This window comes from Methylobacterium sp. 001424705, from assembly GCF_059816145.1.
The window spans coordinates 91,648-113,569 of the sequence record NZ_JCBANU010000007.1 but is presented as its reverse complement, the minus strand read 5'-3'; the positions used below and the strand labels follow the sequence as shown (position 1 = coordinate 113,569).

Here is a 21,922-nt window from a genome sequence, read left to right as displayed (position 1 = left end):
GCTCGGTCGATGCCCTAGCCCGCCTGCTTCACCCGCATGTACCACTCGACCAGACGGCGGACCTGCCGCTCGGTGTAGCCGCGGGCCACCATCCGGTCGACGAACTCGCCGTGCTTCTTCTCCGTCTCGCCGTCCTTCTTCGAACCGAAGGAGATGACCGGCAGGAGCTCCTCGACCTGGCTGAACATGCGCCGCTCGATGACCTCGCGCAGCTTCTCGTAGCTGGTCCAGGAGGGGTTGCGCCCGCCGTGCTGGGCCCGCGAGCGAAGCGCGAACTTCACCACCTCGTTCCGAAAATCCTTCGGATTGGCGATGCCCGCCGGCTTCTCGATCTTGGTCAGTTCCTGGTTCAGGAGTTCGCGGTTCAGAAGCTGCCCGGTCTCCGAATCCTTGAAGTCCTGATCCTCGATCCATGCATCGGCGTAGTCGATGTAACGGTCGAACAGGTTCTGGCCGTAATCGTGGTAGGATTCGAGGTAGGCCTTCTGGATCTCGTGACCGATGAATTCCGCGTAGCGCGGCGCCAGCTCCGTCTTGATGAATTCCAGGTAGCGCTTCTCGGTTTCGGGAGGCAGCTGCTCGCGCCGCAGGGCCTGCTCCAGCACGTACATGAGGTGGACCGGATCGGCCGAGACCTCGGTCGTGTCGTGGTTGAAGGTCGCCGCCATCACCTTGAAGGCGAAGCGGGTCGAGATCCCGTCCATGCCCTCGTCGACGCCGGCGGCGTCCTTGTACTCCTGCATCGAGCGGGCGCGGGGATCGACCTCCCGCAGGGACTCGCCGTCGTAGACCCGCATTTTCGAGAAGGCGTTGGAATTGGCGTGCTCGCGCAGGCGCGAGAGCACCGAGAAGCGGGCCAGCATCTCCAGGGTTCCCGGCGCACAGGCGGCGTCGGACAGTTCGGAGCCCGAGACCAGCTTCTCGTAGATGCGCTGCTCCTCGGTCACCCGGAGGCAGTAGGGCACCTTGATGACGTAGATGCGGTCGATGAAGGCTTCGTTGTTCTTGTTGGTCTTGAAGGTCTGCCACTCGGACTCGTTCGAGTGGGCCAGGATCACGCCGGTGAACGGGATCGCACCGATGTTTTCCGTGCCGACATAGTTGCCCTCCTGCGTCGCGGTGAGCAGGGGGTGCAGCATCTTGATCGGCGCCTTGAACATCTCGACGAATTCGAGGACGCCCTGGTTCGCCCGGTTGAGGCCGCCGGAGTAGGAGTAGGCGTCGGGATCGGCCTGCGAGAGCGTTTCCAGGCGCCGGATGTCGACCTTGCCGACGAGGCTGGAAATGTCCTGGTTGTTCTCGTCGCCGGGCTCGGTCTTGGCGATGCCGATCTGGCGCAGGCGCGAGGGGCGGACCTTGATGACCTTGAATTTCGAGACGTCGCCGTTGAACTCGTCCAGTCGCTTGAGGGCCCAGGGGCTCATCAGGCCCGTAAGTCGTCGCTTGGGGATGCCGTAACGCTCCTCGATCTCGGAACCCATCGTTTCGGGGTCGAACAATCCGAGCGGACTCTCGAAGACCGGCGAGACCTCGTTGCCGGCCTTCAGCACGTAGATGGGGTGCGTCTCCATCAGGGCCTTGAGGCGCTCGGCCAGGGAGGACTTGCCGCCGCCAACGGGGCCGAGCAGGTAGAGGATCTGCTTGCGCTCCTCCAGCCCCTGTGCCGCGTGGCGGAAGAACGAGACGATCCGCTCGATCGTCTCCTCCATGCCGTAGAACTCGGCAAAGGCGGGATAGACCCGGATCGTGCGGTTCATGAACACGCGCCCGAGGCGCGGGTCCTTTGCGGTGTCTACGAATTCGGGCTTGCCGATCGCCTCGAGGATGCGCTCCGCGGCGGAGGCGTACATCAACGGTTCGTCGCGGCAGGCTTCGAGATACTCGGAGAGGCTCATCTCCGTATCGCGACGCGCCTCGTAGCCACGGGCGAAGCTCTGGAACAGGTCGTTCGTCGACGGCATAGGCTTTCCGATCCCCTCACGACAGCGACAGCTTCATCCTGTCTCGCCTTGGATGCAACTGACAGGCCCAGTTTTGTCGCAGCGCATTCACGACGAAACTTGGGCGTGGGATGCGTGCCACAGTGCACCAGGCGGCCCTGCCATTCGGGTTCGGTGTCGGAGCCGCGGATGGCAGACCACCGCGGCCCCGGGGGAGGCTCAAAGGTCCGTGGAATCCTTCTTCGCCGCATCCGGCTTGGTCGCGTCGGGTTTGGCGGCGCCGACCGTGATTTTGATGTTCTGGGTCTGGACGTTCCCGTCGGAATCCTTGACGTCCACCGTCACTTCGTCGCTGCCGGTGAATCCGTCCTTGCTCTGGTAGAACACCGCCTGCACGGCGGCCTCTTTGCTGGGGCAGCGGTACTTCGCCGGGGTCTTGATCTTGCCGACCTTGGTGATCAGCGAGCCGTTCTTCGGCGCGCCGCTGACGCGGATCTCGGGCATCGGGCCGGTGGAGCAATCCTTCTTCAGGTTCGGCACGATGGCGAGGCGCACGCTCTTGCCGCTGGCGGCGGTCTCGCTGCGGGTGACCGTGGTCTGCGCCAGGGCCGGCCCCGCCAGGAGGGTGCCGGCGGCCAGGAAGGTGAGGGAACGGGCGAGCAGCATGCGGGACGAACTCCGATCAAGCCGGGCGATCCGCGCGGGACGCGGTGGATTCGGCCCGGCTGCAGCGGATGTGGGGATCGCAGGCGCGGCCGTCGAGTGGGCGTTCGCCCTCCCCGCGATCACCGCTCCGCCCTCAGGCGTCGCCGATGGGTTCGGGAGGCAGGCGCAGGCCCGCCAGGGCGGCACGGCATGCCCGGAGGTCCGCGAGGGCGTCCGCCAGGACAGCCCGCTGCGCGGCGGTGAGGCCGTCCCCGGGGGCGAGGTCGGCCGCGGGCGCCTCGTGCTCGGCATCCTGAAGCGAGGGGGCGGCCGCCACGGCCTCGCCCCGGCCCACCGACTGGACGAAGCGCAGGCCACGTTCCCGCAGAACCCGCTGGGCGCCCTTGATGGTGTAGCCCTGCCCGTGCAGCAGGTGTTTGATGCCTTTCAGGAGGTCGAGATCGTCGGGCCGGTAGTAGCGCCGGCCGCCGGCCCGCTTGACCGGGCGGATCTGCGTGAAGCGCGTTTCCCAGAAACGTAGGACGTGCTGGGGCACATCGAGCTCGTCCGCGGCTTCCTTGATGGTGCGGAAGGCGCCCGCGCTCTTCTCGGGACCCTCACGCACGGCCGCCTCCCCGTCGCGAGAATCGGATTTTGCGTCTTCGATCCGCGCGGCGTGGGACATGTCGGGCCTACGCGTCGTCGTGCTCGGCCGCGCCGTTCAGACCGTTGATCCGGGCCTTCAGCACGTTCGAGGGCTTGAACACCATGACCTGGCGGGGCTCGATCGCCACCTCGACGCCGGTCTTCGGGTTGCGCCCGACCCGACGGCCCTTGCTGCGCACCACGAAGGACCCGAACGAGGACAGCTTCACCGTCTCGCCGCTGGCGAGGCAGGCGCAGATCTCGGACAGCACCGTTTCGACCAGGGCGGAGGACTCGGTCCGCGAGAGGCCGACCTGCTGGTAGACGGCCTCGCTCAAATCGGCGCGTGTGACCGTCTTTCCCGTCATGCGATATTCCCCAAGGCGATTCGAGTTTTCTTAGTATCTCTATGATTGCGCACGCTAATCGGCGTTCAGGCCGGGGTCAACAGTGCGTGAGGCCCCGTTTCGGAAACCGGTCGCGCCTACCAGCGGATGAGGGCCGCCCCCCAGGTGAATCCGCCGCCGATCGCCTCGATCATCACGAGGTCGCCGGGCTGGATCCGGCCGTCCTTGCGGGCGACGTCGAGGGCCAGGGGGATCGAGGCCGCCGAGGTGTTGCCGTGCCGGTCGACGGTGAGGACCACCTTCTCGCGGGCGATGCCGAGCTTGTCGGCCGACGCCTCGATGATCCGCCGGTTGGCCTGGTGCGGCACGAACCAGGCCAGATCCTCGGCCGTGGTCCCGGACGCCCGGAAGGCGTCGTCGACGACGTCGGTCACGGAGCCGACGGCGAAGCGGAAGACGTCCTTGCCCGTCATCCGCAGATGGCCGGTGGTTCCGGTGGAGCCCGGGCCGCCATCGACGTAGAGTTTTTCGCGGTGCCGTCCGTCCGAGCGCAGGCTCGCGGTGAGCACGCCGCGATCGGCGCTGCTGCCCTCCCCTTCCCGGGCTTCCAGCACGACCGCCCCGGCGCCGTCGCCGAAGAGCACGCAGGTCGTGCGGTCCTCCCAGTCGAGGATCCGCGAGAAGGTCTCGGCCCCGATGACCAGGGCACGCTTGGCGCTCCCCGTGCTCAGGAACTTGTCCGCGGTGGTCACGGCGTAGACGAAGCCGGCGCAGACGGCCTGGACGTCGAAGGCGAAACCGCCGCGCAGGCCCAGCGCCGCCTGGATCTCGGTGGCGGTCGACGGGAAGGTGTGGTCGGGCGTCGAGGTGGCGCAGATGATGAGGTCGATGTCGTCGGCGCCGAGGCCCGCCTCGTCGAGGGCCGCCCGGGCGGCGCGCGCGCCGAGGACGGAGGTCGTCTCGGTGGCATCCGCGAGGTAGCGCTGGCGGATGCCGGTGCGCTGCACGATCCAGTCGTCGGAGGTGTCGACGGTGCGGCTGAGCTCGTCGTTGGTGACGCATCGGGCCGGCAGGGCGGAGCCGCAGCCGACCACGACGGAGCGCAGGACCTTTCCGGAATGGGCCGTCCCGGTCGTGACCGTCATGGGGCCGTCCTTCTGTGCGCGGATCGGCTCATGACGCGACCGCGGCCGGCGTCAGGTCGAGCATGTCGCGGATGGTACGCATGAGGTCGTGCCGGGCCATGTCGTGGGCGAGGTCGACCGCCGCCGCGAAGCCGTGCGCGTCCTCGGAGCCGTGACTCTTGATGACGATGCCCTCGAGACCGAGGAACACGCCGCCATTGGCCCGGCTCGGGTTCATCTTGTCCCGCAGGGCCTTGAAGGCCTGGCGGGCGAAGAAGTAGCCGATCTTGGCCGAGAGGGTCCGGCTCATGGCGGCGCGCAGGTAGCTGCCGATCTGCTTAGCCGTCCCCTCAGCGGTCTTCAGGGCGATATTGCCGGTGAAGCCCTCGGTGACGACGACGTCCACCGTGCCCTTGCCGAGGTCGTTGCCCTCCACGAAGCCGTGATAGGCGAGGTTCGGCAGGTCGGTCTCGCGCAGGTAGCGCGCCGCTTCCTTGACGGCCTCGTTGCCCTTCATCTCCTCGGTGCCGACGTTGAGGAGGCCGACGGTCGGCCGGTCAAGGTCGAACACGATCCGGGCCATGGCCGAACCCATCACCGCCATCTCGACGAGGTGCTCGGCATCGGTGCCGATGGTGGCGCCGACATCGAGGACCACGCTCTCGCCGCGCACCGTCGGCCAGAGGCAGGCGATGGCCGGGCGCTCGATGCCCGCCAGGGTCTTCAGGCAGATCTTCGACATCGCCATCAGGGCGCCGGTATTGCCGGCCGAGACGGCGGCATCGGCCTCGCCGTCCTTCACCGCCTGGATCGCGCGCCACATCGAGGACTTGCCGCGCCCCGAGCGAACGGCCTGGCTCGGCTTCTCGTCCATGGAGATCGCCATCGTCGTGTGGCGGATCTCGACAGCGCCCTTCAGGCGCGGCTCGGCGGCCACCAGTGGCGTGAGGATTGCCTCATCCCCGAACATCAGGAACGTCATCTCGGGATGGCGCTCGCGGGCGATGGCGGCGCCGGGCACCACGGTCGTGGGGCCGTGGTCGCCGCCCATGGCGTCGAGCGAGATGCACACTCTCTGGGACATGGTGGGTGGCCGGTGGCCTCTGATCGCGGAAGGAACGGCCTCCCGGCGGGAGGCATCACGGTGGGCGGGGTGGCGGCGGACGACCGGCCCCCTGCCCGGCGGGGCGGAAAATAGCGATTGAGGCCCGGTGGGCAAACGAAATCTGAGCGTTTCGCCCAAAGCCTGTCCGATGTGCCGGTCGCGGATCTCAATCGTTGGCGGGCTTGAGCCCGCGCAGGGCCGCCAGCGGCGGCTCGTCCAGATCCTCGATATGGGGCTCGAACGCGACGCCGGGCTTGCGCGGATAGGGGTCGAGCCCGAGCGCCAGGAACTCGCCCGTGATCGCGCCGAAATCGATCTTGCCTCCCACGATCGGGTCGGGGACGTCGGCATCCTCCGCGTCGGTCCCCGCGAGCCGGTCGGTGTCCGTGAACAGCAGGTCCACCGGCTCCGAGACCGGCCCCTCGAAGGGCTCCAGGGACACCGTGCAGACCTGCGTCACCTGCGCCGTCACCGTTCCGCGCACCCGGAAGGCCGAGGGTGGGCCGCTCGTCTCGAAGGTGCCCACGAGATCCCGGATGGCCGGGATCTCGAAGTCGGCGGCCAGAGCGGCACACTCCTCCGGGCTCGCGGTGACGACGAGCCGCCCATCGCTGCGGCGCAGGCGGTCGACGCTGACGATCCGCGCGAGCGGTCCGGTCTCTCCGTGACGGGGCGTATCGTGGCGGGTCATGGGACGATCCGTGTCGTGGTGCCGTCCGGTCCGGCCGGGGGAGCGGCGAAGGATTGCGGCGGCGGGAATGCCGGGCCGGTGGCGATCAGCCCGTCGAGGTCGGTCCGGGCCAGGGCGACATCGCTGGCGAGGACGTAGCGGGCGAGGCCGGCCGCCGCCGCCGGTGCGCCGACCCCGAGGACGTTGCGCGCGAGCGCTGCCGTCAGCGCCGCCGTATCCCCGGCATCGAGGGCGGCATCGTAGCCCTCGGCCCGGCCGTAGAAGGCGGATCCGAGCTTCTTCATGCGCTTCGGGACCCCGAAATCGCCGATGCCGGATTCCCGAAGGGACGAGTCGAGCTGCAGGAACACCGCGTTCACGAGGTCCTGGGCCACGTCGGCCGCCGGTTCCGGCAGGCGGTTCAGGCGGCGCAGAACCAGGATGACGTGCAGGATCAGGCACTCGAACCGTCCCTCCAGCGTGTCGGGTACGCCGAGGTGGAGGTAGAGGTCCGGTTGGCGGGCCGCCTCGTTGATGCGCCCGTGCAGCGTCTCGATCACCCGCTCGCGCGGGCTCGACCGGCCCCAGGCGCGGAGCCGGTCGAGGAGCCCCGTCATCATGCGCATCTCCCGGGCTCGCCTGGCGCGAAGCCGGCGCGGACGGCCGGCGGGTGTGGCCGGGCTTGCCTTGTCAAAACCATAACCCCGCGTTACGGCAGCGAACGGTCAAGGTGCAACCTCCATCGGGATACTTCTTGCCTCGGTGTCGGGTCGGGATCGGGGCCGCAAGACACCGTCACGGAAGACGCCTTCCCGGAAGTTGCGTCCAGTTTCTCACTGTCAGCAAGGGTGGCCGATGTCGCGCCGTCTCGTCTCGTCGCTCGCTCGCCTCGCCGTCCTCGGCGTGATCGGTGCCGGTGTGTCCGGCTGCATCGGCGAGGACATCCGCCACGGCTACCAGATCGACCAGGCCGCCCTCGCCACCGTGAAGCCCGGGATGAGCGCCGAGCAGGTGCTGCAGATCCTCGGCACGCCGTCCACCGTCTCTACCGTCGGCAACAAGTCGTGGTACTACATCAGCCAGAACACGCGCCGTACCGTCCTGTTCCTCGGCGAACGGGTCGAGGACCAGAAGGTCACCGCCGTCTATTTCAACGGCGCCTTCAAGGTCGAGCGCGTGGCGCTCTACGGCCTGCAGGACGGTAAGGTGTTCGACTTCATCGAGCGGACCACGCCGACCAGCGGCGCCGATCGCGCCTTCCTCAGCCAGCTCTTCCGCGGCCTGACCAAGTACGAGCCGTTCGGCAGCGGGTCCGGCACCAGCGTCGTGCCCGGCGCCAATCGCGGTCTGTAGGCATCGCGGTCCACCCCTCGGGAACCGAGGGGCTGGGCGACCGGCCGACTGAGGGGGCGCGCGTGTGGCGCGGACCGTGAATGGCTCGCCCGGGCTCGACGCCAGGCGGGCAGAGGACCCGAGGATGCCGTTTCGCGAAGCCTTTCTCGTCGAGGGTGGCGAGACCGGCGCGCTCCTGCGCAGCCATGACTGGTCGGCGACCTCGCTCGGCATGCCGGGCGGCTGGCCCCAGGCCCTGAAGACGCTCGTCGGCGTGATGCTCGGCTCGCAGCAGCCGATGCTGATCGTCTGGGGGCCGGACTACATCACCCTCTACAACGACGGCTACGCCGCCATGTGCGGCGCCCGCCATCCGGCCGCCCTCGGCGGCTCGTTCCGCGACCTCTGGCACGACATCTGGGATCAGGTGGAGCCGATCCTGGCCCGCGCCTATGCGGGCGAGGCGACGCACATGGACGGCATCGCCTTCATCATGCACCGCAACGGTTATCCGGAGGAGACCTACTTCTCCTTCGGCTACACGCCGGTGCGCGACGAGGCCGGGCAGGTCGTCGGTATGTTCTGCGCGTGCGCCGAGACGACGGGCCGGGTGCAGGCCGAACGGCGGGCGAGCGCCGAGCGCGAGCGCCTCGAGCAGCTGTTCGCCCAGGCTCCGAGCTTCATGGCCGTCCTGCGCGGGCGCGAACACCGCTTCGAACTCGCCAACCCAGCCTACCGGCGCCTCGTCGGTGACCGGCCGCTTCTGGGTCGGACCGTCGCCGAGGCTCTTCCGGACGCCGTAGACCAGGGCTATCTCGACCTTCTCGACACCGTCTATCGCTCCGGCGATGCCTTCACGGCGACGGCCTCGAAGCTCACCCTGCAGGGCGTGGCGGACGGGGCGGAGGTCGAGCTCTATCTCGACTTCGTCTACCAGCCGATCTTCGACGATGACGGCGCCGTTACCGGCGTCTTCGTCGAGGGCGTCGACGTCACCGACCGGGCGCTCGCCGAGATCGCCCTGCGCCGGAACGAGGCGGAATTGCGCTTCCTCAACGCCGATCTGGAGCGCCAGGTCATCCTGCGCTCCAACGAGCGCGGACTGACTTGGCTGGTCAGCCCGGACCTGCTCGGCGTGCTGCACCCGGACGGCTACTTCGAGCGCCTGAACCCGGCCTGGGAGGTCGTGCTCGGCTGGTCCGAATCCGAGATCGCCGGCCGGTCCGTGCTCGACCTGATCCATCCGGACGACGTGGAGCGCACCGCCGAGGTCGTCGGAGCCCTGGCGGGCGGCACGCCCGTCTTCCGTTTCGAGAATCGCTATCGCACCCGCGACGGCGGCTATCGCTGGCTGTCCTGGACGGCGGTGCCGGAGGGCGGGCGCTCCTACTGCAGCGGCCGCGACATCACCGAGGAGAAGGCGCGGGAGGCCGCCCTCGCCCAGGCCCAGGAGGCCCTGCGTCAGGCGCAGAAGATGGAGGCCGTCGGTCAGCTCACCGGCGGCGTCGCCCACGATTTCAACAACCTTCTGACCGTCATCAAGTCCTCCACCGACCTCCTGAAGCGGCCGGGCCTCGCCGAGGATCGCCGCCGCCGCTACGTCGATGCGATCTCCGACACCGTTGCGCGGGCCGCCAAGCTCACGGGCCAGCTCCTCGCCTTCGCACGGCGCCAGGCCTTGAAGCCCGAAACCTTCAACGTGGGCGCGGGCGTCGCCGCGATCAGCGAGATGGTCGGCACCCTGACGGGGGCCCGCATCGCCATCGTGGTCGAGGTGCCGGAGACGCCCTGCTACGTGCATGCCGATCCGAGCCAGTTCGACACCGCGCTGGTGAACATGGCGGTCAATGCGCGCGACGCCATGGAGGGCGAGGGCCGCCTGACGATCCGCGTCGGCGCCGTCTCGGGGATCCCGCCCCTCGACATCCGCGGGGACGCCTTCGTGGCCGTATCGCTGACCGATACCGGCTCCGGCATCGCCGCGGGGGACCTGCACCGGATCTTCGAGCCGTTCTACACCACCAAGGGCGTCGGTCAGGGGACCGGCCTTGGCCTCAGCCAGGTGTTCGGTTTCGCCAAGCAGTCGGGGGGCGAGGTTCTCGTCGAGAGTGAGCCGGGGCGCGGCTCGACCTTCACCCTCTATCTGCCGCGCGTGTCCGGCCTATCCGAAACCGCCAGGCCGCCCGAGGAGGCCGAGCCGCTGACGGAGGGGCACGGCACCTGCGTTCTCGTCGTCGAGGACAACCCGGAGGTCGGCCGCTTCGCGACCCAGACCCTGGCCGAACTCGGCTATCACACGGTCTGGGCGACCTCCGCCGCCGATGCCCTGCGGCAGCTCGAGAAGATTCCCTTCCGTTTCGAGGTGGTGTTCTCCGACATCGTCATGCCGGGCATGAATGGGATCGAGCTCGCCAAGGAGATCGTCCGGCGGCGGCCCGACCTGCCGGTGGTGCTGGCCAGCGGGTACAGCCATGTCCTGGCCGAGGAGGGGGCCCACGGGTTCGAACTGCTGCACAAGCCCTATTCGGTGGAGCAGCTCTCACGGGTCCTGCGGAAGGCGGTGGCCCGCAGTCGTCGCGGACGGCGCGATCGACCCTGACCGCTTCAGCGGCTTCCCGGCTCGCTGGAATCGAGCTGCGCGATCAGGCTCGCGAACAGGTCGGAGACCTCGGATTCGGGCTGAGGGGCATAGGTCGCCTGCAGGCCGCCGGCGAGGCAGGCGACCAGGAAATGCGATCGCGCCCCGCGGGCGCGGGACCGGCGGACCCCCGGCTCCCGATCCGAAGAGACGGCCGGTCCGATCGGCTGCGATCGCTGCGTCTTGTCCATGCACAAGCTTTCCAAGTGTAGCGTCGCTCCGAACGCCTCACCTAACGGACGTTAACGTGGCGTGCGGAGGGAGCAATAGGCAATCCGGCCGGCCGGAGCGCTGTGCACTTTCGGATCCCCTGTGGCGGGGTCGACACGACGGTCCGGCCGATCGCTGCGGGGTCGGCGAAGAGGTGCTCCGGCGTTCGCGCCGCAAGTGCGTCGGCGCGGGTATAGCCCCAGGTCACGGCCCCGAAGGCACAGCCCGCTTCGGTCGCGGCCTGATGGTCGCGGATCTCGTCGCCGACGTAGAGCGCCGCGGACGGGGCGAGGCTGGCGTCACGGATCAGGGCACGCAGGCGCCGGGCCTTGCCGAACAGCGACGCACCGCAGGTGTAGTGAGTGAAGTGGCGGGCCGCCGGTCCCAGCGCCCGCCGGATCGTCGCCTCCCGATTCGAGCTCGCGATGCCGAGGCGCAGGCCCGCTCCCTCGAGGTCGGCGAGCAGGTCCGGCACGCCGGGAAACAGCCGGATCCCCCCAATATCCCGGGCCGCGAGCCGGTGCATGTGCCGGGTGATCAGCGGTAGCTTCCAGGCCGGAATCCCGAGATGCCGGACGATGCCCCGCGCATCCATGCCCCGGAGCGTCTCGGTCTCGTGCTCTGCGATGCGGGCGAAGCCGTAGCGGTCGGCCACGCCGTTGATGACACCAGCGAACCAGGGAAAGCTGTCGGCCAGGGTCCCGTCGAAATCGAAGACGACGAGGCGATACGGAGGGAGACTCACGATTTGAGGTGATCCACCGGGATGACGAGGCGCATCACGAGACCGCTCGGGGCCCAGTCCTGCTCCAGCGTACCGTCCAGCTGCCCGACGACGCTGCGCTGCGCCAGGACCGTGCCGAAGCCCTGCCGGGTCGGCGGACCGGTCACCGTAGGGCCGCCGCTCTCCGCCCAGGTCAGAATGTAGGATGGGCCGTCACGCCGGCCGGTGAGGCGGACGCCGCCGGTCTCGGTCGAAAGGCCGCCATACTTCATCGCGTTGGTGGCCTGCTCGTGCATGATCAGCGCCAGCGCCGTGGCGGCGCGCTCGCCTACGGCCACGTCGTCCCCGTCGACGACGATCCGCGCGCGCCCGTCCTGCACGTAGGCCGCCATGATCAGGCGCATCAGGCCGAACAGGGTCTGGCCCTTCACCGCGGGGGCGCTCGCCGGGGAGTGCGGGCGGACGTATTCGTGCGCCTGCGCCAGGGCGCCGAGGCGCTCCCGGAAGGCCGAGACGAAGGGACGGGCGGCCGGATCGGTCCGGGCCGACAGGCCGGCGATGCCGCCGACCACGGCGAAGATGTTCTTGATCCGGTGCGACAGTTCCTTGATCAGGAGGTCCTGAGCCTCCTCCGCCCGCTTGCGCTCGCGCAGGTCGCGGGTGACGGTGGCGTAACCGACGAACCGACCCTCGTCGTCCCGCACCGGGAAGATGTTGTAGAGGACCGCGATCCCCTCCCCCGTCCCGAAGTGCCGGAAGGCGAGCTCGCCCTCCCACCAGCCCTGCCGCTCGACGGCGGGCAGGACCATTCCGGTGACGAGCGCCTGACTCTCGGGCATGAAATAGTCGAGGAGCTGCGTGCCGGCCACCGCGGTGACGTCGGGGAGTCCGACGAGGCGGCGTCCGGCCTCGTTGATGTGCTGGACGAACCCCTCCCGGTCGGCCATGCCGATGAAGTCCTGTGACTGCTCGACGATGGCGGCGAGTTTCAGCGCCTCGGCCTCCGCCCGCTTCAGGTCCTCGATATCGGTGCAGGTGCCGAACCAGCGCTCGATCCGCCCCTCGGCATCGAAGAGCGGCATCGCCCGCCCCAGGGTCCAGCGATAGGCCCCGGAATGGTGGCGCAGGCGGTACTCGACCTCGTAGGGGTCGCCGGTGGCCAGGCTGTGGCGCCAGCGCGACCAAGCCCGGTCCTGGTCGTCGGGATGGAACATGCCGTTCCAGGCCTCGCCGTCCGTCGAGCCCGGCGGGACGCCGGTGAACGCGTACCAGCGGTCGTTGTAGAAGTCGTGATAGCCGTCGGGCCGGGTGGTCCAGACCATCTGCGGCATCGCGCCGGTCATCACCCGGAACCGACGCTCGCTCGCCTCCAACTCCGCCTCGCGCGCATCGACTTCGCGGCGGGTCCGGGTCAGCTCGATCAGCGTCGCGGCCTGCCGGGCCAGCGCCTCCAGCATCTCGGCCTGCACCGGGGTGATGCCCTCGGGACGCGCGATGCCGTCGAGGACGCAGAGAGTACCGAGGGGATAGCCCGAGCGCGAGCGAATGACCGCACCGGCGTAGAAACGGAGCTGCCGCTCCCCCGTGACGAGGGGGTTGTCGCGGGTGCGCGGATCGAGGGTGAGGTCCGGGATGACGAGGAGCGCCTCGGCCTCGAGGGCGTGCGCACAGATCGACATCCGCCGTGGTGTCTCGGGTAGCTCGAACCCGACGCGTCCCTTGAACCATTGCCGGTCCGCTTCCACGAGGCTGACCAGCGCGATCGGCGCATTGCAGAGCAGGGCCGCGATGCGGGTCAAGTCGTCGTAGACGGGTTCCCGGCCGGTCGCGGCGAGATCCAGGCTGGCGAGCTCCGCCAGCCGATCGGACTCGGTCCATCCGGTCGGCGCGACTGAGCAGGCATCGGTCGATGGCAAAAGCGGCTATCCTCGTCGGTCGCAACACATAGGATGTCTCCCGTCCGAGCGATAGCGCTAACGGTCTTCGATGCGGATCGAGGTGAATCCGCGATGGTCCGGGTCTCACGACAGTCGAGGAGCCGCCTCGTGTATAGAACTATACAGTAGACGGCTCCGATCGGCTCGCGTTGGCGGCTCAGGCCGCCTTGGCGGCACCCTGGGTCGGATAGTCGACGTAGCCTTCCGGACCCTGGCTGTACCAGGTCTTCATTTCGTCGTTGTTCAGCGGGGCGCTCGTGAACAACCGTTCCGGCAGGTCGGGGTTGGCGATGAAGGGCCGTCCGAAGGCGATGGCGTCGGCCTGGCCCTCGTTGAGTGCCGCCTGCGCCCGCGGGCCGTCGTAATCCGAGTTCAGGATCAGGGGGCCGTCGAAGGCCGCCCGCATCGCCGGGGCGATCGGGGGATGATTGGACGTCCCGAACGTGCCGTTCGGGCCCGGCTCCCGCAGCTCGAGGAAGGCGATCCCGATCTTCGAGAGGGCCGCCGCCGCAGCGCCGAACAGGGCCTCGGGGTTCGAATCATCCACGCCCTGGATCGCGCCGTTGGGCGAGAGGCGCACGCCGGTGCGGTCCCGGCCGACGGCCTCGGCCACGGTGCGCGTCACCTCCGTGAGCAGGCGCAGACGGTTCTCGATGGAACCGCCGTAGGCGTCGGTGCGGAGGTTCGTGCCGTCGCGCAGGAACTGGTCGATCAGGTAGCCGTTCGCCGCATGAATTTGCACGCCGTCGAACCCGGCCGTCATGGCGTTGCGCGCGGCGCGGTCATAGTCGGCCAGCAGGCGCGGAATTTCGTCGACGGACAGTGCCCGCGCCTCGGCGTAGGGCTTCTTGCCCGCGTAGGTGTGCGCGGCGTCCGGGGCCGTTGTCGCCGAGGCCGAGATCGGCTTCTGGCCGCCGAGGAAGTCCGGATGCACGATGCGGCCCATGTGCCAGAGCTGGCAGACGATCTTGCCGCCGGCGTCGTGCACGGCCTTCACCACCGGCTTCCAGGCCTCGACCTGTTCATCGGACCAGATGCCCGGCGCGAAGGGCCAGCCCAGCCCTTCCTGCGAGATGCCGGTCGCCTCCGTGAGGATCAGGCCGGCGCTGGCCCGCTGGCGATAATATTCCACCATGATCGGCGTCGGCACGTGCTCGCGCGAGGCGCGGCCGCGGGTCAGCGGCGCCATGAAAACGCGATTCTTGGCGTCGATCGCGCCGATGCGGATCGGGTCGGACAGGGAAGGCATGGAGGAAGCTCACGTTGTTTCAAGGACGAACGGACGGCGCGCGGATTTCGCCGCGCCCGTCGATGTCCTCATGTGGTCGTGGCGCCGGGCACCGCCAGACGTCGGCGTCCACTGCCGCACCCCGCCCGTGCGGGCGCGCACGCGCCGTTCGATTTCGATCGACTCGCGCGGCTCCCAAGGAGCGAAGGGGCGGCTCACCCGCCTACGACGGTGCGCCGACAGAACGATCGGTGAGATCCGGTCGGGACGCGAGGCTCCGCATGGCCGCTCCGAAGCCGGCTCCGGTTCACGGTCGCGCCTCGAAATCCGGGGTGACGCGCGTCTCCCACTCGGGTATCGCTTCTTCCATCGCTGCGGAAGCGAGAGGGCCTGTAGCTCAATGGTTAGAGCCGACCGCTCATAACGGTCTGGCCCCATCCACGCCGCCCTAGGGGAAACGCCTCTTCCAGCCATTCGCGGGACCGATTGCGGGACCGGATGACGTGTTTAGGCCCCACTCGGACGGGGTCCGGCGGGGTGGTCGGCGATGCGGGATGCCGGCTCGCAGCCGGCCCTTGGGGCATCACGGGACCAGCCTGCCACCGCACCCGTGTCCCGTTCCAGGCCACGCGGGCCACCCGGAATTTTTCGGGAGTCATCCACTCACTTGATCGCACCGGCCCGGCCGAGGTGGCATCCTCCGGGGCGGAGGTATCCAATGTCAGACTCGATCTCGCCCCTTCGCCAGGCCGTCCTCACGGCCTACGCGTTCCACCTCGGCTACACGGTCGAGCCGGTTTCCTGGGAGGGCACCTGGGAGGACGAGCTTGCCGAGGGATGGGTCTGGCGCGCCTCGGATGGGTTCAGCCATCATGACACCGTGGAGGCCCTCGTCAGCGGTTTTCCCGTGCTGCCCGACGACCTGTTTCGGGAGCTCGATGCGACCTGCCCGTGGGGTGATCCCGTCCGATAGGCGCGATCCGCTTAACCGTTCGGAAACGCGGGCGCGTCAGACTCAACGGATGCGCCCGACGAACACTCCCGAGAGCCACCTCCGCGGGCTCAACGACCTCCTCCTAGTGGTCGAAATCTGACGCTTGGTACCCGCCGCGAGGGGCTGCTTCCGACCCAACTAGGTCATAGGAGCAATCTAACGGCGGCCTCGAAAGCAGACGTTGCAGCCGGACGCGCGCTGCGAACGCATGCTCTCGGATTCCCGCTTCCCGCGCTCGTGAGGCCGCCCGTTCAATCCACAGTCTGCATCTGGACGACGCCGCCGAGTTCACCGGGCTTGCCCGAGACCACCACGAGGTAGCGCCGGCTCGCGCCGGCATCCGTGCGGGTGATCTGGCGGATCGGGCCGATGGCGTTGACGATGGCCGCGCCGGCCGGGTTGGTCATGAAGGCGGCGAGCGGCTCCAGGCCGGCGGCCCCCTTCGGATCGGCGGCGAGCGCCAGGACGAACGGCGTCTTCGGCGCCAGTCCCGTGACCGCGGCCTGCAGGGTCTGCAGCACGCCCTGGTCGAACAGGGTCACCTGCGTCGCCGGCTTGCCATCGGTGCCTGCGAGCGTCAGCGCGCTGGTCTTGCCGGCTGCGCCCAGCGGCTGGAGGTTCTGCTTTCCGTCCCCCTCCGGCACGGCGTTCGGGACGTAGGCCACGCCCTGCGGCCCCTGGCCGATCGGAACCTCGGCGATCACGGTGTTCGATGCGGTGTCGATCACCGCCGCCTTGTCGGCGTTCTCTAGGCCGACATAGACGCGGCTGCCGTCGCCCGAGGGCCAGAGCCCGTGCGGCAGGGCGCCGGTCGGGATGGTGGCGACCTGGGTGAAGTCGTCGGTGCGGAACACCTTGACCTGGTTCAGGCCGCCGATCGTCACGTAGGCGAACTGGCCGGCCTTGGTCGAGACGATGTTGACGTGGTTGGTGATCGGCCCGGTCTCGATGGTCTTCAGCGGCGCGAAGGGCGGCGTCGCAGAGAACACCTGGGTCCGGCCGACATCCTTGAGGGTCAACCACACCTGCTTGCCGTCCGGTGTCGCGGCGATGTCGGGGCAGAACGGGCTCTCCTGCTTCACGCGCCCGACGATGGTGTGGGTCTTCGTGTCGATCACCACCGTCTCGGGGCTGAAGCTGGAGCAGACATAGCCGTAGGCGCCGTCCGGCGAGAAGATCGTCATGCCGGGCCCGTTCGGCACGGTGATCCGGCGCGTCTCCTTGGCGGTCGCGGCATCGAGTACGGCGATGTAGTCCTCGCCGCGCACGCTCACCCAGGCCTCCCGGCCGTCCGGCGTGAAGAAGGCCTCGTGCGGCGCGCGGCCGACATAGGCCGTGTGGCGGACCGTGTTGGTCGCCGTGTCGATGAAGCTCACGGAGTTCGAACCGATCGAGACCGCGAGCAGCGTCCTGTGGTCGGGCGAGAAGCCCATGCCGTGGACGAGGAGCTGGCCGCGATAGAGCGGGCTCAGGTTCATCGGCGTCGGGTCGCCGAGCCGGATCACGCCGAGCAGGACGTTGGCGGCGGGATCGACCACCGAGACCGTGTTGGAGAACTGGTCCGAGGTGTAGAACCGGTCCCTGCCGCTGACCGGCACGTCCGGTGCGGAGGCTGCGCCCGGGGCCTGCCCGGCGAGAGCCGAGCCGGAGAGCAGCGCGAGCGCGAGGAGGGTGAGGGCGGTCTTCATCGGCAGATCTCCGAAGGCATCTCGGCGGCAGGGGCCGTGCCATGGTGGTGAAGGTGGGCGGCTGCGGCGGACGAATCCGGCGCGGGAGGGAGATCGGCGAGCGCCCGGCGCATCACCGCGATCTCCTGGCCCTGTTCGACGATGATCCCCTGCGCGAGGCGGCGCAGGACCGGATCCTTGCCGTAGAGCAGCTCCGCCTGGGCCATCGCGATCGCGCCCTCGTGGTGCGGGATCATCATCGCGGCGAAGTCGCGGTCCGGATCGCCCGAGGGCGGGACCATCATGTCGGCATGCATCCGCGTCATCGACTGCGCCATCACCGCGTCGAAGGACGCGGAGACGACGGCCGGCGGCTCGGCAGCGGCCAGCGTCGGGGGCATCATCATCCGGCCGCCGACGAGGCCGCCGGCCATCACGGCGGCCGTGAGCGCAAATCCCAATGCTCCGCGCATGAGCCGTCCTCCCTGTTCGTTGTCGAGGGGAGAGATGCCGGGGAAACGGTTTTATTCCCTGGCCGGGGACGAATTCGCGGCCCTGCCGATGTGATCGATCTTTTCCAAATGTCAGTGGAATAGACGCGCCCGTTCGGCATCTCTCCCAATGCGGTCATGGTCGACCGCCGGAGACCTCACTCATGCGCACCATGCTGATCCGCGCCGCCTTTGCGGCCTTCGCCTTCTCCGCCGTCGCCGCCCAGGCCGCTGCGCCTGCGATGACGGCCGAGACTGCCAAAGGGCCGGCGCTCGTCGATGCCAAGAGCATGACCCTCTACACCTTCGACAAGGACATGGGCGGCAAGTCGATGTGCAACGGCCCCTGCGCCGCCAACTGGCCCGCCCTGATGGCGGCGCCCGGCTCGGCTGCTAGTGGCGACTGGACGATGGTGACGCGGGACGACGGCACGATGCAGTGGGCCTATAAGGGCAAGCCGCTCTACACCTTCGCCAAGGATACGAAGCCCGGCGACATCACCGGCGACGGATTCCTCAACGGTGCATGGCACATCGCCAAGCCCTGATCGGTAAAGCCTCGTGGACGAGATCGCTGCCCTCATCGAACCGCAGATCCCAGCGTTGCGGCGCTACGCCGTCGCGCTGTTACGGGACCGCGAAGCGGCGGACGACCTCGTCCAGGACACTTTGGAGCGGGCGTTGTCCGGCTGGTCCGGACGCCGCCGCGACGGCGACCTGCGGGCCTGGCTGTTCACGATCGAGCGCAACCTGTTCCTCGGCACTGTTCGACGCCGGGGCCGGCGCGGCGTCGATCTCGGCGCGGAGGCTTTGGAGCAGGTGCCTGATCCGGGTGCCGACCCCGAGACCGCTATGGGAGCCCGTGACGTGCTCACCGGGCTCGATGCGCTGCCCGAGGAGCAGCGCTCGGTGCTGCTGCTCGTCGCGGTTGAGGATCTGTCTTATGCGGAAGCGGCCCAGGTGCTCGGAGTACCGCTCGGCACGGTGATGTCGCGGTTAAGCCGAGCCCGGGAGCGGATGCGAAGTTTTCTGGAAACGGGCCGAACCGGCTTGTTGAGGAGGGTAAAATGAGCGGGGATCCGCGCCCGGTCGGCGAGGACGACCTGCACGGCCTGATCGACGGTCGTCTGGAACCGGAGCGGCAGGCGCTGGTCGAGGCATGGCTCAGGGGAAATCCCGCGCGGGCGGCCGAGGTCTCGGCGGATCGCGCCTTGCGCGAGCGCTTGCGTGCCCGCCTCGCGCCGATCGCCGAGGAGGCGATCCCGGCGCGGCTCAGGGTCGCCAATATCCGCTCGCGACATCGCCCGATAACCGGGCGCTGGCTTCCGGTCGCGGCTGCGGCCGTGCTCTGCCTCGCGGTCGGCGGTGCCGCCGGCTGGTTCGGCCATGCCGTGCGGCAGGTACCCACGGTCACGCTCGCGCGAACCGAGCCGGCGACCGACGACGCAGTGGCGGCCTTCCGCACCTACGTGGTCGAGGCGGTGCATCCGGTGGAGGTGCGCGCCGACGAGAAGCCGCACCTCGTGACGTGGCTCTCGAAGCGCCTCGGCCGGGCGGTGACCACCCCCGACCTCACGGCCTACGGCTTCCGCCTGATGGGCGGCCGGCTGCTGCCGGCGGGTTCCGAATCCGCCGCGATGCTGATGTACGATGACGATCACGGCACCCGGCTGACGCTCTACAGCCGCGTGGGCGATGCGGATGGCCGCACGGTGTTCCGCTTCGCCCGCGAGGGCGATGTCGCTGCCTTCTCCTGGGTCGATGGCGGCATGTCCTACGTCGTGACGGGTCGCACCGACGAGGCGCGGCTGTTGACCGTCGCGCAGGCGGTTGACGCGCAGGTCCGTGGATTGCCGGTTCCGCCGCGGCAACCATGACCCTCGACCAACTCCGCATCTTCGTGGCCGTGGCGGAGCGGCAGCACGTGACCCGGGCTGCAGAGGCGCTGAACCTCGTCCAGTCGGCAGTCAGCACGGCGATCGCCAACATCGAGGGGCGGCACGCCACCAAGCTGTTTCACCGGGTCGGCCGCGGGATCGAGCTGACCGAGGCGGGACGCGTGTTCCTCGTCGAGGCCCGCGCCGTACTCGCCCGGGCCGAGGCCGCCGAACTGGTGCTCGCGGACCTCAGTGGCATGCGACGCGGGACGCTGGCCCTCTATGCCAGCCAGACCATCGCCAGCGACTGGCTGCCGCGCCACCTCGTCGCCTTCCGCCGGGCCTACCCTGAGATCGCCATCCGGTTGGCGGTGGGCAACACCACCGACGCCGCCGACGCGGTGCGCGCGGGGCAGGCCGAACTCGGCTTTGTCGAGGGGGCGCTGGACGACCCGACGCTCGCGAGCACGACCATCGCGCAGGACCAACTGGTCCTCGTGGTCGCCCCTGGCCATGCCTTCGCCGAGGCGACCCACCTCGAACCCGAAAACCTCGCCGGGGTCGATTGGGTGCTGCGCGAGGCGGGATCGGGAACCCGCTCGGCCTTCGAGGCGGCCCTGGGTGCGGCCGGCCTCGCAGCCGCCCAGCTTCGGGTCACGCTCGAACTGCCCTCTAACGAGGCGGTCCGCGCCGCCGTCGAGGCCGGGGGCGGGGCCGCCGTCCTGTCCGAGACCGTGGTCGCCGCCGCGCTTCGGGCCGGGACCCTGGTCCGGGCGGCGTTCGACTTACCGAGCCGGCCGTTCCGGGTGCTGCGCCACAAGGAGCGCTACCGCAGCCGGGCCGCCGACGCGCTTCTCGACCTGATCGCGACAGCGAATGCCGGATGAGCGAGCTCGCGAAACCCGTGCCCCCCGACGATCCCCGGGTGAGACTCGCCGAGGATCGGACGGTTCTAGCGGCCGAACGCACCTTCGTGGCGTGGCTTCGCACCGGGCTCGCGTTCCTAGGCGTCGGCCTCGCCGCGCAGCGCTTCCTGCGGGAGGTGCTCGCGGTCTGGCCGCTGAAGGTATTGTCGCTGACGCTGATCGGCTGCGCGCTCGCCTCATTCGCCGGCGCCGTGTGGCGGGACCGGGCGATCCGGGCACGGCTCGCCCATTCCGAGATCCCGATGATGCCGCGCCTCCTCACCGTCGGGATTGCGGCCCTGCTCATCGCGATCTCCGGCCTCGCGGCCACCGCCCTGCTCTGGGCGTGAGGGTCAGGCCACCGTCACTCGCACCCGGTGCCAGGCGGCGCTGAGGTAACCCTTGTAGTTCCAGGTGTCGTCGGGGGCGGCCGGCTGGGTCTGGCCGGCGGAATCCCAGGCCCGCACCGCGAGCTCGTGCTCGCCCGCGGTCAGTTCGCGCTCGATCTCCCAGAACGTCCAGGCGTAGGGCGCGTCGGCATCGCGCTCGATCCGGGCTTGCGCCCAGCTGCGGCCGCCATCCGTCGAGACGTCGACGCGGGCGACCGCGCGGTCGCTGGCGATGGCGTAGCCGCGGATCGCGTGCCGGCCGGCCTTCAACGCAGCGCCGCGGGCGGGCTCGCAGATCGCGCTGTTCAACGGCATCGCCTCGATGGTGATGCCGTGGGCCGGGTCGGCGGTCTCGGCCGTCACGTCGGGCGGAAACAGCTTGTAGTCGTCGGCCTGCATCGGGTTGTCGGAGGGCCGGTCCTGCACCGTGATCCGGGCGAGCCATTTCGGGCTGCGGATGCCGGCAAAGCCCGGCACCACCACGCGTAACGGATGGCCGTGCTCGGGGGCGAGAGGCTCGCCGTTCATCGCGAAGGCAAGCAGCGTCTCGGGCGCCAGCGCCTTGGCGAGCGGGATCGAGGCGCCGAAGCGCGTGTCCGTGTCCGCGATCCGGTCGTGGCTCTCGAAGGCGACGTGGCGCTCATCATCCGCTTTGATGCCGGCCGCGCGCAGCACGTCGGCGAGCCGCACGCCGGTCCATTCCGCATTACCGATGGCGCCGGGCGCCCACGGGTCGCCGGAGACCGGGGCCACCGCCAGCATGTCGGCCCGGCGGTTGCCGGCGCATTGCATCACCGCCGTCACGGTGACGGGCGCGAAGCGTTCTTTGAGATCGGCGAGGGAGAGGTCGAGGGGCGTCGCGACCATCCCGTCGACGGTCAGGCGGTAGCCGTCGGCGTCGAGGTCCGGGATGTCGCCGTGGCTGCGGACGTAGAAGTCGGCTTGATCAGTCAGGAAGGCGGCCCGCAGGCGATCGAGCGGCGGCTCGGCGTTGTAGGGCGTCTTTCCGTGGACGATGAGGCGGTCCTTGCGCTGGAACAGGCCGAGCATGGGG

The 21,922-nt window shown here is 69.3% G+C and carries 23 protein-coding genes; 8 read left to right on the top strand and 15 right to left on the bottom strand.

Annotated elements, in window-relative coordinates:
* Window positions 1-14 precede the first annotated feature (14 nt).
* The 8 genes from AC6EUL_RS07970 to AC6EUL_RS07935 form a co-directional block, all read right to left on the bottom strand.
* On the bottom strand, window positions 15-1,961 hold the full coding sequence (locus tag AC6EUL_RS07970) for a PrkA family serine protein kinase (RefSeq protein WP_056220971.1): 1,947 nt from the start codon (window positions 1,959-1,961) through the stop codon (window positions 15-17).
* Between the two features lie 198 nt (window positions 1,962-2,159).
* Entirely contained in the window at window positions 2,160-2,606 is a 447-nt protein-coding gene (locus tag AC6EUL_RS07965; RefSeq protein WP_056220968.1) for a hypothetical protein, read from the bottom strand.
* Window positions 2,607-2,739: 133 nt separating this feature from the next.
* Window positions 2,740-3,270, bottom strand: a complete 531-nt coding sequence (locus AC6EUL_RS07960; RefSeq protein ID WP_499869738.1) for a MerR family transcriptional regulator — start codon at window positions 3,268-3,270, stop codon at window positions 2,740-2,742.
* A gap of 7 nt (window positions 3,271-3,277) precedes the next feature.
* Entirely contained in the window at window positions 3,278-3,598 is a 321-nt protein-coding gene (locus AC6EUL_RS07955) for an integration host factor subunit alpha (RefSeq protein WP_056220962.1), read from the bottom strand.
* Between the two features lie 116 nt (window positions 3,599-3,714).
* Window positions 3,715-4,722: a beta-ketoacyl-ACP synthase III gene (locus tag AC6EUL_RS07950; protein WP_499869735.1), complete on the bottom strand. Its 1,008-nt coding sequence runs from the start codon at window positions 4,720-4,722 to the stop codon at window positions 3,715-3,717.
* 28 nt (window positions 4,723-4,750) lie between these two features.
* Window positions 4,751-5,785: a phosphate acyltransferase PlsX gene (gene plsX, locus AC6EUL_RS07945; RefSeq protein WP_056220954.1), complete on the bottom strand. Its 1,035-nt coding sequence runs from the start codon at window positions 5,783-5,785 to the stop codon at window positions 4,751-4,753.
* A 187-nt stretch (window positions 5,786-5,972) separates the two neighbouring features.
* On the bottom strand, window positions 5,973-6,497 hold the full coding sequence (locus AC6EUL_RS07940; protein ID WP_056220951.1) for a YceD family protein: 525 nt from the start codon (window positions 6,495-6,497) through the stop codon (window positions 5,973-5,975).
* Window positions 6,494-7,093, bottom strand: coding sequence for a ubiquinol-cytochrome C chaperone family protein (locus AC6EUL_RS07935; protein WP_156394300.1), 600 nt, complete (start codon window positions 7,091-7,093; stop codon window positions 6,494-6,496). The genes AC6EUL_RS07940 and AC6EUL_RS07935 overlap by 4 nt, the downstream gene beginning before the upstream one ends.
* 238 nt (window positions 7,094-7,331) lie before the next feature.
* Between AC6EUL_RS07935 and AC6EUL_RS07930 the strand changes: the two genes are divergently transcribed.
* Both AC6EUL_RS07930 and AC6EUL_RS07925 read left to right on the top strand, forming a co-directional pair.
* Complete coding sequence (locus AC6EUL_RS07930) at window positions 7,332-7,829, top strand: outer membrane protein assembly factor BamE (protein ID WP_056220949.1); 498 nt, start codon at window positions 7,332-7,334, stop codon at window positions 7,827-7,829.
* A 124-nt stretch (window positions 7,830-7,953) separates the two neighbouring features.
* Window positions 7,954-10,407 (top strand): PAS domain-containing protein, encoded by a 2,454-nt coding sequence (locus tag AC6EUL_RS07925; protein WP_499869732.1) that lies wholly within the window; start codon window positions 7,954-7,956, stop codon window positions 10,405-10,407.
* Between the two features lie 5 nt (window positions 10,408-10,412).
* On the opposite strand, the gene AC6EUL_RS07920 is transcribed toward AC6EUL_RS07925, so the two are convergent.
* The 4 genes from AC6EUL_RS07920 to AC6EUL_RS07905 form a co-directional block, all read right to left on the bottom strand.
* Window positions 10,413-10,637, bottom strand: coding sequence for a hypothetical protein (locus AC6EUL_RS07920; RefSeq protein WP_056220943.1), 225 nt, complete (start codon window positions 10,635-10,637; stop codon window positions 10,413-10,415).
* Between the two features lie 41 nt (window positions 10,638-10,678).
* The gene (locus tag AC6EUL_RS07915; RefSeq protein ID WP_499869729.1) at window positions 10,679-11,401 is read right to left on the bottom strand and encodes an HAD-IA family hydrolase; all 723 of its coding nucleotides are present in this window, start codon (window positions 11,399-11,401) and stop codon (window positions 10,679-10,681) included.
* On the bottom strand, window positions 11,398-13,296 hold the full coding sequence (locus AC6EUL_RS07910; protein WP_499869727.1) for a PAS domain S-box protein: 1,899 nt from the start codon (window positions 13,294-13,296) through the stop codon (window positions 11,398-11,400). Before AC6EUL_RS07910 ends, AC6EUL_RS07915 begins: the two co-directional genes overlap by 4 nt.
* A 178-nt stretch (window positions 13,297-13,474) precedes the next feature.
* Window positions 13,475-14,566 (bottom strand): alkene reductase, encoded by a 1,092-nt coding sequence (locus AC6EUL_RS07905; RefSeq protein WP_056379361.1) that lies wholly within the window; start codon window positions 14,564-14,566, stop codon window positions 13,475-13,477.
* A 697-nt stretch (window positions 14,567-15,263) separates the two neighbouring features.
* Here AC6EUL_RS07905 and AC6EUL_RS07900 point away from each other — a divergent pair.
* Window positions 15,264-15,518 carry a hypothetical protein gene (locus AC6EUL_RS07900; RefSeq protein ID WP_103711628.1) on the top strand — a complete coding sequence of 85 codons (255 nt, stop codon included), beginning with the start codon at window positions 15,264-15,266 and terminating at the stop codon, window positions 15,516-15,518.
* Between the two features lie 272 nt (window positions 15,519-15,790).
* Here AC6EUL_RS07900 and AC6EUL_RS07895 read toward each other — a convergent pair whose 3' ends face one another.
* Both AC6EUL_RS07895 and copM read right to left on the bottom strand, forming a co-directional pair.
* A complete protein-coding gene (locus tag AC6EUL_RS07895) occupies window positions 15,791-17,227 on the bottom strand; it encodes a YncE family protein (RefSeq protein WP_055958914.1) in 1,437 nt (478 codons plus the stop codon).
* Window positions 17,224-17,679, bottom strand: a complete 456-nt coding sequence (gene copM / locus AC6EUL_RS07890) for a CopM family metallochaperone (RefSeq protein ID WP_055958917.1) — start codon at window positions 17,677-17,679, stop codon at window positions 17,224-17,226. The genes AC6EUL_RS07895 and copM overlap by 4 nt, the downstream gene beginning before the upstream one ends.
* Before the next feature lie 182 nt (window positions 17,680-17,861).
* Between copM and AC6EUL_RS07885 the strand changes: the two genes are divergently transcribed.
* Genes AC6EUL_RS07885 through AC6EUL_RS07865 form a run of 5 tightly spaced genes read left to right on the top strand, consistent with a single transcriptional unit; the run spans window position 17,862 to window position 20,829 of the window.
* On the top strand, window positions 17,862-18,245 hold the full coding sequence (locus tag AC6EUL_RS07885; RefSeq protein WP_055958920.1) for a COG4315 family predicted lipoprotein: 384 nt from the start codon (window positions 17,862-17,864) through the stop codon (window positions 18,243-18,245).
* Window positions 18,246-18,258: 13 nt separating this feature from the next.
* Entirely contained in the window at window positions 18,259-18,768 is a 510-nt protein-coding gene (locus AC6EUL_RS07880; RefSeq protein ID WP_055958922.1) for an RNA polymerase sigma factor, read from the top strand.
* Window positions 18,765-19,574, top strand: a complete 810-nt coding sequence (locus tag AC6EUL_RS07875) for an anti-sigma factor family protein (RefSeq protein WP_055958925.1) — start codon at window positions 18,765-18,767, stop codon at window positions 19,572-19,574. The genes AC6EUL_RS07880 and AC6EUL_RS07875 overlap by 4 nt, the downstream gene beginning before the upstream one ends.
* Window positions 19,571-20,461 carry a LysR family transcriptional regulator gene (locus AC6EUL_RS07870; protein WP_055958927.1) on the top strand — a complete coding sequence of 297 codons (891 nt, stop codon included), beginning with the start codon at window positions 19,571-19,573 and terminating at the stop codon, window positions 20,459-20,461. The genes AC6EUL_RS07875 and AC6EUL_RS07870 overlap by 4 nt, the downstream gene beginning before the upstream one ends.
* Entirely contained in the window at window positions 20,458-20,829 is a 372-nt protein-coding gene (locus AC6EUL_RS07865) for a YidH family protein (protein ID WP_055958930.1), read from the top strand. Before AC6EUL_RS07870 ends, AC6EUL_RS07865 begins: the two co-directional genes overlap by 4 nt.
* 3 nt (window positions 20,830-20,832) lie before the next feature.
* On the opposite strand, the gene AC6EUL_RS07860 is transcribed toward AC6EUL_RS07865, so the two are convergent.
* Window positions 20,833-21,918, bottom strand: coding sequence for a molybdopterin-dependent oxidoreductase (locus AC6EUL_RS07860; RefSeq protein WP_056096995.1), 1,086 nt, complete (start codon window positions 21,916-21,918; stop codon window positions 20,833-20,835).
* Window positions 21,919-21,922 lie beyond the last annotated feature (4 nt).

Excerpts from the sequence above, each read along its gene's own strand:
- AC6EUL_RS07900 (WP_103711628.1), top strand. The coding sequence starts at position 15,264 with ATGTCAGACTCGATCTCGCCCCTTCGCCAGGCCGTCCTCACGGCCTAC.
- AC6EUL_RS07955 (WP_056220962.1), bottom strand. The coding sequence starts at position 3,598 with ATGACGGGAAAGACGGTCACACGCGCCGATTTGAGCGAGGCCGTCTAC.
- AC6EUL_RS07875 (WP_055958925.1), top strand. The coding sequence starts at position 18,765 with ATGAGCGGGGATCCGCGCCCGGTCGGCGAGGACGACCTGCACGGCCTG.
- AC6EUL_RS07970 (WP_056220971.1), bottom strand. The coding sequence starts at position 1,961 with ATGCCGTCGACGAACGACCTGTTCCAGAGCTTCGCCCGTGGCTACGAG.
- AC6EUL_RS07865 (WP_055958930.1), top strand. The coding sequence starts at position 20,458 with ATGAGCGAGCTCGCGAAACCCGTGCCCCCCGACGATCCCCGGGTGAGA.
- AC6EUL_RS07935 (WP_156394300.1), bottom strand. The coding sequence starts at position 7,093 with ATGACGGGGCTCCTCGACCGGCTCCGCGCCTGGGGCCGGTCGAGCCCG.
- AC6EUL_RS07930 (WP_056220949.1), top strand. The coding sequence starts at position 7,332 with ATGTCGCGCCGTCTCGTCTCGTCGCTCGCTCGCCTCGCCGTCCTCGGC.
- AC6EUL_RS07960 (WP_499869738.1), bottom strand. The coding sequence starts at position 3,270 with ATGTCCCACGCCGCGCGGATCGAAGACGCAAAATCCGATTCTCGCGAC.
- AC6EUL_RS07905 (WP_056379361.1), bottom strand. The coding sequence starts at position 14,566 with ATGCCTTCCCTGTCCGACCCGATCCGCATCGGCGCGATCGACGCCAAG.
- AC6EUL_RS07870 (WP_055958927.1), top strand. The coding sequence starts at position 19,571 with ATGACCCTCGACCAACTCCGCATCTTCGTGGCCGTGGCGGAGCGGCAG.
- AC6EUL_RS07965 (WP_056220968.1), bottom strand. The coding sequence starts at position 2,606 with ATGCTGCTCGCCCGTTCCCTCACCTTCCTGGCCGCCGGCACCCTCCTG.
- AC6EUL_RS07860 (WP_056096995.1), bottom strand. The coding sequence starts at position 21,918 with ATGCTCGGCCTGTTCCAGCGCAAGGACCGCCTCATCGTCCACGGAAAG.
- AC6EUL_RS07895 (WP_055958914.1), bottom strand. The coding sequence starts at position 17,227 with ATGAAGACCGCCCTCACCCTCCTCGCGCTCGCGCTGCTCTCCGGCTCG.
- AC6EUL_RS07925 (WP_499869732.1), top strand. The coding sequence starts at position 7,954 with ATGCCGTTTCGCGAAGCCTTTCTCGTCGAGGGTGGCGAGACCGGCGCG.
- AC6EUL_RS07920 (WP_056220943.1), bottom strand. The coding sequence starts at position 10,637 with ATGGACAAGACGCAGCGATCGCAGCCGATCGGACCGGCCGTCTCTTCG.
- AC6EUL_RS07950 (WP_499869735.1), bottom strand. The coding sequence starts at position 4,722 with ATGACGGTCACGACCGGGACGGCCCATTCCGGAAAGGTCCTGCGCTCC.
- AC6EUL_RS07940 (WP_056220951.1), bottom strand. The coding sequence starts at position 6,497 with ATGACCCGCCACGATACGCCCCGTCACGGAGAGACCGGACCGCTCGCG.
- copM (WP_055958917.1), bottom strand. The coding sequence starts at position 17,679 with ATGCGCGGAGCATTGGGATTTGCGCTCACGGCCGCCGTGATGGCCGGC.
- AC6EUL_RS07885 (WP_055958920.1), top strand. The coding sequence starts at position 17,862 with ATGCGCACCATGCTGATCCGCGCCGCCTTTGCGGCCTTCGCCTTCTCC.
- plsX (WP_056220954.1), bottom strand. The coding sequence starts at position 5,785 with ATGTCCCAGAGAGTGTGCATCTCGCTCGACGCCATGGGCGGCGACCAC.